This is a genomic window from Thermosulfurimonas dismutans, from assembly GCF_001652585.1.
GTDB lineage: Bacteria > Desulfobacterota > Thermodesulfobacteria > Thermodesulfobacteriales > Thermodesulfobacteriaceae > Thermosulfurimonas > Thermosulfurimonas dismutans.
Genome location: NZ_LWLG01000002.1, coordinates 48056 through 59869, shown reverse-complemented (window position 1 = coordinate 59869; position 11814 = coordinate 48056). Strand labels below are relative to the sequence as shown.

Here is an 11814-nt window from a genome sequence, read left to right as displayed (position 1 = left end):
TGTGCTATATATACCAAGTTATGTCGGACCTCAAACTGGATACCGCTCGGGTTTTGGTAGAGGCCTTGCCTTATATCCGCCTTTTTTATGGCAAGGTGGTAGTGGTGAAGTATGGTGGTCACGCCATGGTGGATCCGGCCCTTAAGGAGGCCTTTGCTCAGGACATCGTGCTCATGAAATATGTGGGTATTCGTCCGGTTATTGTCCACGGAGGGGGCCCCCAAATAAGTGAGGTTATGAAGAAAATGGGGCTTAAACCGGTCTTTGTAGAGGGCCAACGAGTAACGGATCCTGAAACCATGAGCGTGGTGGAGATGGTGCTGGTGGGCACGGTAAACAAAAGCATCGTCAGTCTCATAAACCGTCACGGGGCAAGGGCGGTGGGGCTTTCAGGCCGGGATGGAGATCTTATAGAGGCCGAGAAGATGCAGGTTTACCGTTACACCGGTGAGGATCGGCCTCCGGAAATCATTGATATCGGAAGGGTGGGTAAGGTCAAGAAAGTTAATCCCGAGGTTCTCAATACTCTCATGGAAAAGGATTTCATTCCTGTGATAGCCCCGGTGGGGGTGGGGCCGGATAGTGAGGCTTACAACATAAACGCTGATCTCGTGGCCGGAGCGGTAGCGGGGGCCCTTTCGGCCGAGAAGGTGGTTTATCTTACGGATGTGAAGGGAGTGCTTGATGAGGAAGGGCGTCTTCTTTCGACTATTACCCTTTCCCAGGTTGAATATCTTCTGTCGCGGGAGGTTGCCAAAGGAGGTATGATCCCTAAGTTAAAAAGTGCCAAAAAGGCCCTTTCGGCCGGGGTCAAAAAGGCCCATGTCATAGACGGCCGTGTCCCCCATGCCCTCCTGTTGGAACTTTTTACCGACCAAGGGGTGGGTACGGAGATTGTAAAGGATGAAGGAGAAACTATTTAAGCTCTTAAAGGAAAGGGCCTATCTGTTTAAGGAGGAGGGTTTCAGGCTGGCCTCGGGGAGGATCAGCCAACATTATCTAGACTGTAAACAGGTCACTCTTTATTCGGAGGCCCTTCCGCTTATCGGACGCCTCCTCTGGGAGGAAGTGAAGACCTTTGAGCCCGAGGCCGTGGGGGGACTTACTCTGGGGGCCGATCCTCTGGTAGCGGCTGTGTGCTTTGCAGCCGGTCTCGAGGACTATCCTTTAGAAGGTTTTATTGTGCGCAAAGAAGCCAAGGGTCACGGGACTCAAAAGTATATAGAAGGTCATGTTCGTCCGGGCATGCGGGCGGTCATCCTGGAAGATGTGGTTACCACCGGAGGTTCGGCCTTAAAGGCCTATGAACGGGCTAAAGAGTTTGGGCTGTATATCCTTGGAGTGGTGGCCCTGGTGGACAGAGAGGAAGGAGGGAAGGAAGCTCTCTCCGAGAGAGGCCTTATCCTCCGAGCCCTTTTTACCCTCCGCGAATTTTTCTAATTTATTCTAGTTTATTTACTTCGTCGCTGGTGACCACCCGAAAAAGGATCTTCTTTTTGAGGGAGCCCGGTCGAGCCTCCTGGACCACAAGAGATCTGTTTCCGGCAAGAAAGACGTGACGCTTGAAGCCGTCTGGCGGGGTATAAACGATCTTGAGCCCCTGAACGCGACCTTCCCGATCTACTATAATGTCAATCCTCTCAAGGAAATTGATGTTGCCGGGACCGAAGTTGGTTATGATATATCCTAGTTCAGTGGGGAAGGTCTTGGGAGCCGGCACGATATAAAGCGCATAGATCTCCTTTTCCTCCACGCTCAGGACCTCGGCCTTGACAGGGGAAAAGAATATCAAAAGGCCCAATAAGGCCATTATCGGTAAATATTTTTTCATTTGCCAAACCCCCTCAAAGGACTTAGCTTAAGTATAAGATTTCTTTTTGACCTGGGTCAAGGCTAAATGGGGGGAGGTGGTTTATCTATATTGTAGACTTAAAAAATCCAAATAAGGAGGTGTAAGGTATGTTTTGTAATCAGTGTGAACAGACGGCCAAAGGGGTAGCTTGCACCAAGATAGGGGTGTGTGGCAAATCCCACGAAGTGGATGAGCTCCAGGACCTTCTGGTGCACGCCCTAGTAGGCCTTTCGGAAGTGGCTCTTAAGGCTGAGGACAAAGGGGTTAAAAAGCCAGAGGTGGATCACTTTATCTGCGAGGCCCTTTTTTCTACTCTCACGAATGTGAACTTTGATCCCGAAAGGATTGCGGACTACATCCGGCGGACGGTAGAGCTGCGGGAGAACATCAAAAGTGAGGCCGGACTTTCGGATGTTTCCGAAGTTGCCCGGTTTGAACCCGCGGAAACCATAGAGGATTTAGTCAAACAGGGAGAAGAGGTGGAGCTCAAGCCTGAGAAGGCCAAAGATGCCGACATTTTTTCCCTTAAGCTTACTGTCCTTTATGCCTTGAAGGGGATTGCGGCCTATGCCTATCATTCGGCCAGGCTCGGAAAGGAGGACGACGAGGTTTACCGCTATATGAAAGAGGCCTTGGTCAAACTTTACCGTGACGATCTTACCCTTGAAGATTGGGTAAATATGGCTCTTGAGGCCGGAAAGATCAATTTGCGCGTGATGGAGCTTCTTGATGCCGGAAACACCGAAACCTTTGGTCATCCCGTGCCCACCAAGGTGCCCTTGGGCCATAAGGCCGGAAAGGCCATTCTGGTTTCCGGACACGATCTCAAAGACCTCTATGAGCTTCTCAAGCAGACCGAGGGCAAGGGCATCTATGTTTACACCCACGGTGAGATGCTTCCGGCTCACGGATATCCTGAGCTCAAGAAGTTCAAGCATCTTTATGGTCACTACGGGACCGCCTGGCAGAACCAACAAAAGGAGTTTGCGGAGTTCCCTGGTCCTATTGTTATGACCACTAATTGTCTCATGCCGCCTAAGGAGAGCTACAAGGACCGGGTCTTTACCCTTGGGCCGGTAGGTTTTCCGGGGGTAAAGCACATACCGAACGAGGATTTTTCTCCAGTAATTGAGATGGCCCAAAAGATGCCTGGCTTCACCGAGGATCTGACCGGAAAAGAGGTTATGACCGGTTTCGCTCGCAATGCCGTTCTTTCCGTGGCGGACAAGATTGTCGAAGCCGTAAAGAGCGGGGCCATCCGGCACTTCTTCCTAGTGGGTGGTTGTGATGGAGCCAAGCCTGTACGGAACTACTACACCGAGTTCGTGGAGAAGGTCCCTAAGGACTGTGTGGTGCTCACGCTTGCCTGCGGTAAGTTCCGTTTCTTTGACAAGGATCTGGGAGACATCGGTGGCATCCCGCGGCTCCTTGATATCGGCCAGTGTAATGACGCTTACAGTGCCGTGCAGATTGCGCTGGCCCTGGCTAAGGCCTTCAACGTAGACGTAAACCAATTGCCTCTTTCTCTTATCATTTCCTGGTACGAGCAGAAGGCCGTGGCCATCCTGCTGACGCTCCTTTACCTTGGAATTAAGAACATCAAGCTCGGCCCTAGTGTGCCGGCTTTTCTAACCCCAAACGTTTTGAACTTCTTGGCCGAAAAGTACAACCTCGCGCCTATCTCTACTCCCGAAGAAGACCTCAAGGCCATCTTGGGTTAAGTTCGTTGGGGGCCGGAAGGATTCCGGCCCCCCAATTTTTATACTCTTGACGAGCCACGGCTCTCGGTTTATGTAATTAGTAACGCCGAGGTGGTGGAATTGGTAGACACGCTGTCTTGAGGGGGCAGTGGGCGTAAGCCCGTGCGGGTTCGAGTCCCGCCCTCGGCACCATCTCTAAAGCACCATTCTCTAAAATAGTTCCTCTCTTTATAAACTTTCCAAGTTAATCCTCTCTCCTCTCTAAACTCTTGTCTTTTCTCAGTTTTTCGGGTATCTGGGATAGGATTTCAAGGGAGGAGGTTTGGTTATGCGTAAACGTCTTATGATTCTACTAATGCTTTGGATAAGTTGTACGGGAAGTCTCTGGGCGGCAGGTTTTCAACTTTTTAACGAGGGGTCAGCCCGGGTGATGGGGCTTGGGGCGGCGGTGACCGGTAGGACCGATATGGTAGAGGCCGTCTGGTATAACCCCTCGGCTACGGCCTTCTTTAAGGACCCGGAGGTCATGACTGGTCTGGCTCTGGTCATGCCCTCCGTGGAGTTTGAGAGCGACAGCGGGCGAGACTACGAGATGACCGACATGGTGCATCCCCTGCCTTTCCTTTACGCCGCATATCCCTTGAACGACCGGTTTACCCTGAACTTTTCCTTCAACGTCCCCTACGGGCTTACTACTGACTGGGACGGCGACTGGGAGGGGCGCTACGAGGCGGTCTATACTAGCCTACGTTGTTATTTTTTCACGCCTTCGATAGCGGTAAAGCTGACGGATCGCCTTTCTTTTGGTTTTGGGGCCCAGGTGGTTTACGCAGATGCGGAATTGAGGAAATACCTCGTTCCTGGGACACCAATTAAAACCAAACTCACCGGAGATGATTGGGCTGCGGGTTGGTTGGTTTCTCTCACTTATAAAATTCGTGAAGACACTGCGATAGGAATTATTTATCGTTCGCAAATAAATTTACATCTTGAAGGAGACGCTAAATACTACAATACAGAGGGTATTTTCTTAGGTCCTCTTCCTGCTTCCAGCCTTTTCATTAATGGCGATGGAGAAGTGCTGCTTGACCTTCCGGATACCCTTTCGGTGGGGATCACCACCCGCGTCATTCCCCGTTTGACTTTAAGCTTTGATCTTTTATGGAGCGGTTGGAGCACCTATGACCAACTCAAATTCAAATACGAATATGAACCCGGGGAATTTCCTGCTAAACCAGGTTCCATAATCCAGCCCAAAGACTGGGACGACGTGCTGGCGGTGCGGTTCGGGGTGGAGTATGCCCTGAGCGACACCTGGACTCTCCGCTTCGGCTACGTCTATGATCCCTCGCCCATTGACGACGACACCCGCGGGGCCGAGCTTCCCACCGACGACCGGCAGCTTTTTAACTTCGGTATGGGCTACCGGAAAGGGAACTTGGGGGTGAACTTCGCTTACACTTATCTTACCATGGAGGACTCCCATCCCGGAGAGGAGACCTCCTATCTCCGTGGTACTTATGAGGGCGAGGCCCACATCGTGGCCTTCGACCTGAGCTACAGGTTCTAGGGACGATGCGGACGCTTAAAGTCTTTCGGGAACACCGGGGTATTGCCTCCATACCGGAGGTCTTTTTCAAATCTGTGAAGGATTACGGGCCCCGTCCGGCACTTTCGGTCTTTCGGGACGGGGCCTATCAACATTTGACCTACGACGAGCTAGGGCATCGGGTGAGGTGGCTTTCCTCGGGCCTAATGGCCCTTGGGCTTTCTCGGGGTGACCGTTGTGCTATTTTGGGGCCGAATTCCCCGGAATGGGCCCTGGCCTATCTCTCGATTCTTTCGGCCGGGGGAATCTGTGTGCCCACGGATTCCCTTCTCAAAGGCTTCGAGTTCCGCCACATCTTCGAGGAGGCCGGGGTCAAGTTCATTTTCGTGGCTCCGAAGTTCCTTGAGACCGTGCTCGAGATAGACGAGGAACTCGGAATTTTCAAAAAGATCATCCTTTTTGAAAAAGTTTCCGGCGATTATCCCAAAAAGGTTACCTTCCTACCGGAGGTGATGGAAAAAGGCCGGAAACATCCCAAAGAACTGCGCTTTCCGAAGCTGGAGGAGGTAGCCGCCATCATTTACACCTCCGGAACTACCGGCAAGGCCAAAGGGGTCATGTTGACCCACCGGAATATCATCTCCGATGTGGCAGCCTGCTATCAGAGCCTGCCCTTCGATCATCGGGATCGGTTCCTTTCGGTGCTTCCCATGCATCACACTTTCGAGTGTACGGCCGGGTTTCTCCTTCCCCTTTATGCCGGCTGCCACATTACCTTTGCGCGAAGTTTAAAATCTCGGGATATCCTGGCGGATCTGAAGGCCTGCCAGGCCACGGTCATGCTAGGGGTTCCTCTGCTTTTTCAAAAGATGTATGAAGGTCTTGAGAGGGCCATCGCCAAGGCCCCTTTACTGAAAAAGGCCCTGTTTCGTTCTCTTATGCGTATGGTGCGGGCTTCGGAAAGGTTCGGACGGGAGGAAGAAGCCGGAAAGCTTCTTTTTCGCAGCCTCAGGGAGAAAGCTGGGCTCGGAAATATCCGCTTTTTCGTTTCCGGGGGAGCCCCGCTTCCTCCGCATCTTCCGAAGGCCTTTCGCAGATTGGGATTGAAGCTCCTTCAGGGCTATGGCCTTACGGAGGCCAGTCCGGTGCTTACGGTGAACCCTCCGGAGGCCCCCAAGGATGAAAGTGTGGGGCTTCCTCTTCCAGGGGTGGAGGTCAAGATCCGGAATCCGAACGAGGAAGGCGTAGGGGAGCTCTGTTTCTACGGTCCCATGATCATGAAGGGCTATTACGAGAACCCAGAGGCCACTAGAGCTACCTTTGATGAGGAGGGTTTTTTGCAGACGGGGGATCTGGGATATATTGATGCTGAGGGCTATGTCCACATCTGCGGTCGGGCGAAAAATCTGATTGTGACCCCGGCGGGCAAAAACGTTTATCCCGAGGAGGTGGAGGCCGAGCTTGACAAGAGTCCCTACATCCTTGAAAGTATGGTTTTTGGTTTTCCGAAAAACGGAGGAGAAGAGGTCTGGGCGGTGATCGTGCCGGACTATGAGACCATTGAGCGGGAGTTTCACGGAAAACGCCTTAGCGAGGCCGATGTGGAAAGGCTTATCGCCCGGGAGGTTCGTTCTCGGATGAACCGGCTTGCGGATTACAAAAGGGTCAAAAAATTCATCATTCAGGATGAGGAACTGCCCAAGACCTCAACCCGCAAGATCAAAAGACACCTTGTCATCCCAAGACTTATATCCGATTTCGAGAAACGGGAAAGGAGGTAGGACGATGGCCAAGGAATTCAACGTCGCGGTGGTGGGGGCCACGGGAGCCGTGGGCCGGATGATGATTCGGGTCCTAGAGGAAAGAAACTTCCCGGTGAAAAACCTTAGGCTCTTTGCCTCGGAGAGATCTCGGGGGCAAAAACTGAAGTTTCGGGGGGAAGAGATCCCGGTGGAAGTCCTCTCTGAGACCCCGAATTTCAAGGGGATTGACATCGCCCTTTTTTCGGCCGGTGGAAGCCGCAGCCTGGAGTATGCCCCCCGTTTTGCCGCGGACGGAGCGGTGGTGGTGGATAACTCCAGTGCCTGGCGCATGGATCCCGAAGTGCCGCTGGTGGTTCCGGAGGTCAATCCGCATGCCGTAGCCGGCTACAAGAACAAGGGTATCATCGCCAACCCCAACTGTTCTACCATTCAAATGGTGGTGCCGCTAAAACCCCTCCATGACTATGGTCGCATCAAGCGTATCGTGGTTTCCACCTATCAGGCGGTCTCCGGGGCCGGACAGAAGGCCATAGACGAGCTCACCGCCCAGGTCAGGGCCTGGTGCGCCGGGGAGACTCTTCCTGAGCCCAAGGCCTTTCCTCACCAGATCGCCTTCAACTGTCTGCCCCACATAGATGTCTTCCTTGATAACGGCTACACCAAGGAAGAGATGAAGATGGTAAATGAAACCAAAAAAATCATGGAGGACGAGAATATAAGGGTTACGGCCACCACGGTGCGGGTGCCGGTCTTTTTCGGGCATGCCGAGGCCGTGAACATCGAGACCGAAAAGAAGATCACGCCGGAGAAGGCTCGGGAGCTTCTTTCAAACTTTCCGGGGGTGGTGGTCGTAGACGATCCCGAGAACAAGGCCTATCCTCTGCAGATCCAGGTGGCCGGAAGAGATGAGGTCTTCGTGGGGCGCATTCGGGAGGACGAGTCTATCGAGAGTGGTCTCAACCTCTGGATCGTGGCGGACAACCTGCGCAAGGGGGCGGCCACCAACGCCGTACAGATTGCCGAAATCCTGGCCCAGGAATATCTGTGATCTCGGAAATTTTCGTAGAGGAGGGGGCCCTCGGTTACGAGCTCACCCGGGAGGTCCTCTCCCGGGCCAAAGGCTTACCGGTAGAAGTCATCCCTTCCTATAAGGATTATCCCTTTCCCTTTAAACCCTGGCCGGAGCTTCTATCCTGGGGGAAAAATAGGCTTTTCATTTTGCGCTATGCGGGCAAGTTTTTCCGTGCCTGTCCGGGGACCACGGCTTATCTCTGCTGCGGTTACCTGATTTTTCACTTCGGGGAAGGTTGCCCGCTGGACTGTTCCTACTGCATCCTGCAGGCCTACCTCAATCGTCCCGGACTTAAACTCTGGGCCAATCTTTTTGAGGATGGACTTCCAGAGCTTAGGGAAGCCTTCGGTTCTGCCAGGGCTTCTGGTCGAATCCTCCGGATAGGCACCGGGGAGTTTGCGGACAGCTTAGCCCTTGAGCCTTATTGTGGGGTGGCCGAAAAACTCGTACGTTTCTGGGTGGAAGAGGATCCTCCGGCAGTCCTCGAACTTAAGACCAAAGTGGCTCCTGCCGATGAATGGCTAGCCAATCTCCCTCGCACTTCCAAAGTCGTCTTTGCCTGGTCGGTAAATACCAGAAGGATGACCGAGGAAGAGGAGATCGGGGCCGCCAGGCTTGAGGAGCGTCTTCGGTCCGCCCAGAAGGCCGCGGAGCTCGGTTTTGCGGTGGCCTTCCATTTCGATCCCATTGTGCTCTTCCCAGAGACGATCGAGGCCTATCTCGAAGTGGTGGAGGCCATCTTTGAGGCCGTGCCGGCGGAAAGGATCGTCTGGATAAGTCTGGGGACCTTGAGATACATAAAGGAACTCAAGGAAATCGCCGAGGAGCGTTTCCCGAAGACCAGGATCTATGCCGGTGAATTTGTGACCGGACTCGATGGCAAGAGTCGTTATTTTCGTCCCCTAAGGGTGGCCGCGTATCGAGCCCTCTATCAAAGGATAAGGGATTTCTCCTCCGAGGTGTGTGTATATCTCTGCATGGAAAGCCCGGAGGTCTGGCAGGAGGCCTTCGGTTTCACACCACAGGAGCTGGGGGGGCTTCCGCGGATGCTCGATGAGGCTGCTCGTAGGGTTTGCGGGCTTTAGCCCTCTTCAGCCGGAGGAAGGTTGGCGTAAAGCTCGGAGAGCTTGATTCCCGTATTCAGACATTCCAACCGCACTCGGTCTTCAAGATCCGTATAAAGCTCCTCATCCCAGTCGCGAGATCGGCGATAGACCAGAACTTCAGGCCGATCTTGGGAGAGGATCAGGTACTCCTTGAGGCTTGGAATTTGCGTATAAATAAAAAACTTTTAGACGCAGATATTCCTCTACCGAGAAAGGACCGGGCAGAATTTTCCCTTCATATCCGGGAAAGATGGCTTCCATAAATTCACTTTATACGTCCGAGAGAGAGAAGGCAACTCATAGATTTTGAGGTATGATTAGTTACTATGTGGCTTCTGGTGCTGATCTTTTTTGTTCTACAAACCGGGGGTTTGGGTTGGGCTTCCTCCGGGTGTATCAAATGTCATCCGGTAAAACTGGATACGGCCCATTCTTTTCCTTGCGTCCGTTGTCACTCTGGGAACGATAAAGCTTCCCGAAAAGAGACCGCTCACCAGGGGCTGGTTTCCAAGCCGGCCCATCCCTCAAACTGGATGGCGGCCTGCGGAAAGTGCCATGGGCAGGAAATCGCCTCTCTGGAACATTCCCGGCACTACACCCTCTCCGGGGTGGTTAACAACGTCCTTATGGCCTTCGGTCTTCCACAGGTAAAAGACTTTATCGAGATACCTGAACCTGATCGGATCAAGACCAAAAGCGATCTTCTCTACGATCTTATGCGGCGCCGTTGTCTCAAGTGCCATCTATTTTACGAGGGAGAGGACTATCCCGAGGCCAGGCGGGGGACGGGCTGTGCGGCTTGCCATTTACCCTATGCCGGAGGGGAGCTTGTAGATCACCGCTTTGGGAAACCTTCTCCTCGCAACTGTCTGCACTGCCATTACGGAAATCGGGTGGGCTGGGACTATTACGGCTTTTTCGCTCATGATCTTCCCTATGCCTTCCGTACCCCTCTGGTGGAGGGCGATCTTCCGGCCAGGCCCTGGGGCATTGAGTTTCACGAGATGACTCCAGATGTGCACGCCCAAAAGGGGATGGGCTGTGTGGACTGCCACGGAAAAGAAGAACTCATGGAAGGCCGTACGAGAAAAGATTGCCTTTCCTGTCATGAAAAAATCCTCGGCCGGAAACCCTTTCACACCCGGGAAGTTCTTGGAAGGGTGAGGTGTAGTGTCTGCCATGCGGTCTGGATGGCAAGGGACGAAGGTCTTTACCTTACCCTTTACGAAGATCCTGACTGGGAGGAGTGGTCGGAATTCTTCGTGCAAGAAGATGCTGAGGTGGAAGACCTCTTTTTGACTTATTTTCAGGGGAAGACCCCTGTGCCCAAGATGAAGGACACAATCTCTGGCCAAAGTCGTGCGGGGGTCTGGTTCCTGACCCTTAAACGCCGGAGTTTCGAGGAAGTAGTTTTGGGCTTCGACTCTCGGGGGCGGTTGAGTCTCATGCGGCCGATACTTGATATCCACCTCTCTTATGTTAAGGCCGATGGAGAGGTGCCGGTGGATGACTGGCATCCCAAAGGTCCGGTGGAATTGCCCGTGAGTCCCCATACCATTGGGCCTGGGGACACCTTCCGTAGCTTTGAAATCCTGAAGAAGATTCGCTTACGTGAAGATCACAAGCCTTAAACTTACGGAAAAAGGCCTGAAGACCTTCCTTTCGGGAAGACTCTGGCTTGAGAGGCCGGATCTTGCCGTGTGGCCGGAGGAGACCCCTGGAACGGAAGTAAGGCTCGTCTCTCCGGAGGGATATTTCCTAGCCCGGGGATACTTCCATCCCGAAAGCCGGATCCCGGTAAGAATCTTTTCCAGGGAAGATGAACCTCTCGGACGGCCTTTTCTGCTAAAGGTCTTCAGGCAAGCCCTTGAATTGCGTCGAAAGCTTTATCCCAAGGAAGAGGCCTTCCGTCTGGTGCATGCGGAAGGGGACGGCCTTCCGGGCCTTACGGTGGATATCTATGGACGAGTGGCTGTGATCCAGATCTCAACCGCCGGGATGGAGAGGGTGAAAGAAGAGATCGTGGCGGCGTTGAGGGAGCTTCTTTCACCTTCCACGGTGGTTTTTAAAAACGATCTTCCGGTAAGGCGGGAAGAGGACCTGGAGCTTTACGTAGAGGTGCCTTTTGGAAATCTTTCCGGGCCCGTTGAGATTCAGATGGATGGCCTGCGGTTTCTGGTAGATCCTCTGGATGGACAGAAGACAGGTTTTTTCCTGGATCAGAGGGAAAACCGGAGGGTAATAAAGAAGCTCTCCCAGGAGGCCGTGGTGTTGGATCTCTTTTCCTACACCGGGGCCTTTGGTCTCTATGCCCTTTCCGGAGGAGCCAGAAGGGTCTTTGCCGTGGATCGGTCGGAGAAGGCCCTTGAGCTGGCCGAGGAGATGGCCCGGCTAAACGGCTTCTGGGATCGGCTTTTCCCGATTAAGGCCAGAGTGGAAGAATTCCTGCGAGACGCCCCTGACGCCAGCGTAATAATCCTTGACCCCCCAGCCTTTATCAAGAGCTACCGCGCTCTTGAGGCTGGTCGTAAGAAGTATCGGGAAGTTAACCGTATGGCTATCAGAACCCTGTCGAGAGGGTTCTTTTTTACCTCCTCATGTTCACAATTTCTTACGGCCGATGACCTCTATCGCATAGTAAGATCTGCAGCCAAAAATAAGAATTTACGTCTTCTGTTTCGTCATTTCCAGGCCCCGGATCATCCTGAAAATCCGGCCCACCCCGAAACCCTGTATCTCAAAGGTTTCACCTTTTGGGTGGAGGAGCGTTAA

Annotated in this window: 11 protein-coding genes and 1 tRNA gene; 11 read left to right on the top strand and 1 reads right to left on the bottom strand. The window is 53.1% G+C overall.

Annotated elements, in window-relative coordinates:
- Positions 1-20 precede the first annotated feature (20 nt).
- Together argB and pyrE are read left to right on the top strand one after the other, a co-directional pair.
- The gene (gene argB, locus TDIS_RS02390) at positions 21-923 is read left to right on the top strand and encodes an acetylglutamate kinase (RefSeq protein ID WP_068668937.1); all 903 of its coding nucleotides are present in this window, start codon (positions 21-23) and stop codon (positions 921-923) included.
- Positions 904-1440, top strand: a complete 537-nt coding sequence (gene pyrE / locus TDIS_RS02385) for an orotate phosphoribosyltransferase (protein ID WP_068668935.1) — start codon at positions 904-906, stop codon at positions 1438-1440. Before argB ends, pyrE begins: the two co-directional genes overlap by 20 nt.
- A gap of 1 nt (position 1441) precedes the next feature.
- On the opposite strand, the gene TDIS_RS02380 is transcribed toward pyrE, so the two are convergent.
- Positions 1442-1831 (bottom strand): hypothetical protein, encoded by a 390-nt coding sequence (locus tag TDIS_RS02380; RefSeq protein WP_068668933.1) that lies wholly within the window; start codon positions 1829-1831, stop codon positions 1442-1444.
- 128 nt (positions 1832-1959) lie between these two features.
- Between TDIS_RS02380 and hcp the strand changes: the two genes are divergently transcribed.
- From hcp to TDIS_RS02335, 9 genes are all read left to right on the top strand, one after another.
- Positions 1960-3573 (top strand): hydroxylamine reductase, encoded by a 1614-nt coding sequence (gene hcp / locus TDIS_RS02375; protein ID WP_068668931.1) that lies wholly within the window; start codon positions 1960-1962, stop codon positions 3571-3573.
- An 84-nt stretch (positions 3574-3657) separates the two neighbouring features.
- A tRNA-Leu gene (locus TDIS_RS02370) sits at positions 3658-3744 on the top strand.
- 136 nt (positions 3745-3880) lie between these two features.
- The gene (locus tag TDIS_RS02365; RefSeq protein ID WP_068668929.1) at positions 3881-5122 is read left to right on the top strand and encodes an OmpP1/FadL family transporter; all 1242 of its coding nucleotides are present in this window, start codon (positions 3881-3883) and stop codon (positions 5120-5122) included.
- 5 nt (positions 5123-5127) lie between these two features.
- Positions 5128-6882 (top strand): AMP-dependent synthetase/ligase, encoded by a 1755-nt coding sequence (locus TDIS_RS02360; RefSeq protein ID WP_068668927.1) that lies wholly within the window; start codon positions 5128-5130, stop codon positions 6880-6882.
- A 4-nt stretch (positions 6883-6886) separates the two neighbouring features.
- Positions 6887-7912 (top strand): aspartate-semialdehyde dehydrogenase, encoded by a 1026-nt coding sequence (locus TDIS_RS02355; RefSeq protein WP_068668925.1) that lies wholly within the window; start codon positions 6887-6889, stop codon positions 7910-7912.
- A complete protein-coding gene (locus TDIS_RS02350; protein WP_244147465.1) occupies positions 7909-9021 on the top strand; it encodes an SPL family radical SAM protein in 1113 nt (370 codons plus the stop codon). The genes TDIS_RS02355 and TDIS_RS02350 overlap by 4 nt, the downstream gene beginning before the upstream one ends.
- Entirely contained in the window at positions 9009-9305 is a 297-nt protein-coding gene (locus TDIS_RS02345; protein WP_068668921.1) for a hypothetical protein, read from the top strand. Before TDIS_RS02350 ends, TDIS_RS02345 begins: the two co-directional genes overlap by 13 nt.
- A 63-nt stretch (positions 9306-9368) precedes the next feature.
- The gene (locus TDIS_RS02340; protein WP_068668919.1) at positions 9369-10673 is read left to right on the top strand and encodes a cytochrome c3 family protein; all 1305 of its coding nucleotides are present in this window, start codon (positions 9369-9371) and stop codon (positions 10671-10673) included.
- Positions 10654-11814 (top strand): class I SAM-dependent rRNA methyltransferase, encoded by a 1161-nt coding sequence (locus TDIS_RS02335; protein ID WP_084270910.1) that lies wholly within the window; start codon positions 10654-10656, stop codon positions 11812-11814. The genes TDIS_RS02340 and TDIS_RS02335 overlap by 20 nt, the downstream gene beginning before the upstream one ends.

Coding starts and splice junctions, on each gene's coding strand:
- argB (WP_068668937.1), top strand. CDS start 21: ATGTCGGACCTCAAACTGGATACCGCTCGGGTTTTGGTAGAGGCCTTG.
- pyrE (WP_068668935.1), top strand. CDS start 904: ATGAAGGAGAAACTATTTAAGCTCTTAAAGGAAAGGGCCTATCTGTTT.
- TDIS_RS02380 (WP_068668933.1), bottom strand. CDS start 1,831: ATGAAAAAATATTTACCGATAATGGCCTTATTGGGCCTTTTGATATTC.
- hcp (WP_068668931.1), top strand. CDS start 1,960: ATGTTTTGTAATCAGTGTGAACAGACGGCCAAAGGGGTAGCTTGCACC.
- TDIS_RS02365 (WP_068668929.1), top strand. CDS start 3,881: ATGCGTAAACGTCTTATGATTCTACTAATGCTTTGGATAAGTTGTACG.
- TDIS_RS02360 (WP_068668927.1), top strand. CDS start 5,128: ATGCGGACGCTTAAAGTCTTTCGGGAACACCGGGGTATTGCCTCCATA.
- TDIS_RS02355 (WP_068668925.1), top strand. CDS start 6,887: ATGGCCAAGGAATTCAACGTCGCGGTGGTGGGGGCCACGGGAGCCGTG.
- TDIS_RS02340 (WP_068668919.1), top strand. CDS start 9,369: ATGTGGCTTCTGGTGCTGATCTTTTTTGTTCTACAAACCGGGGGTTTG.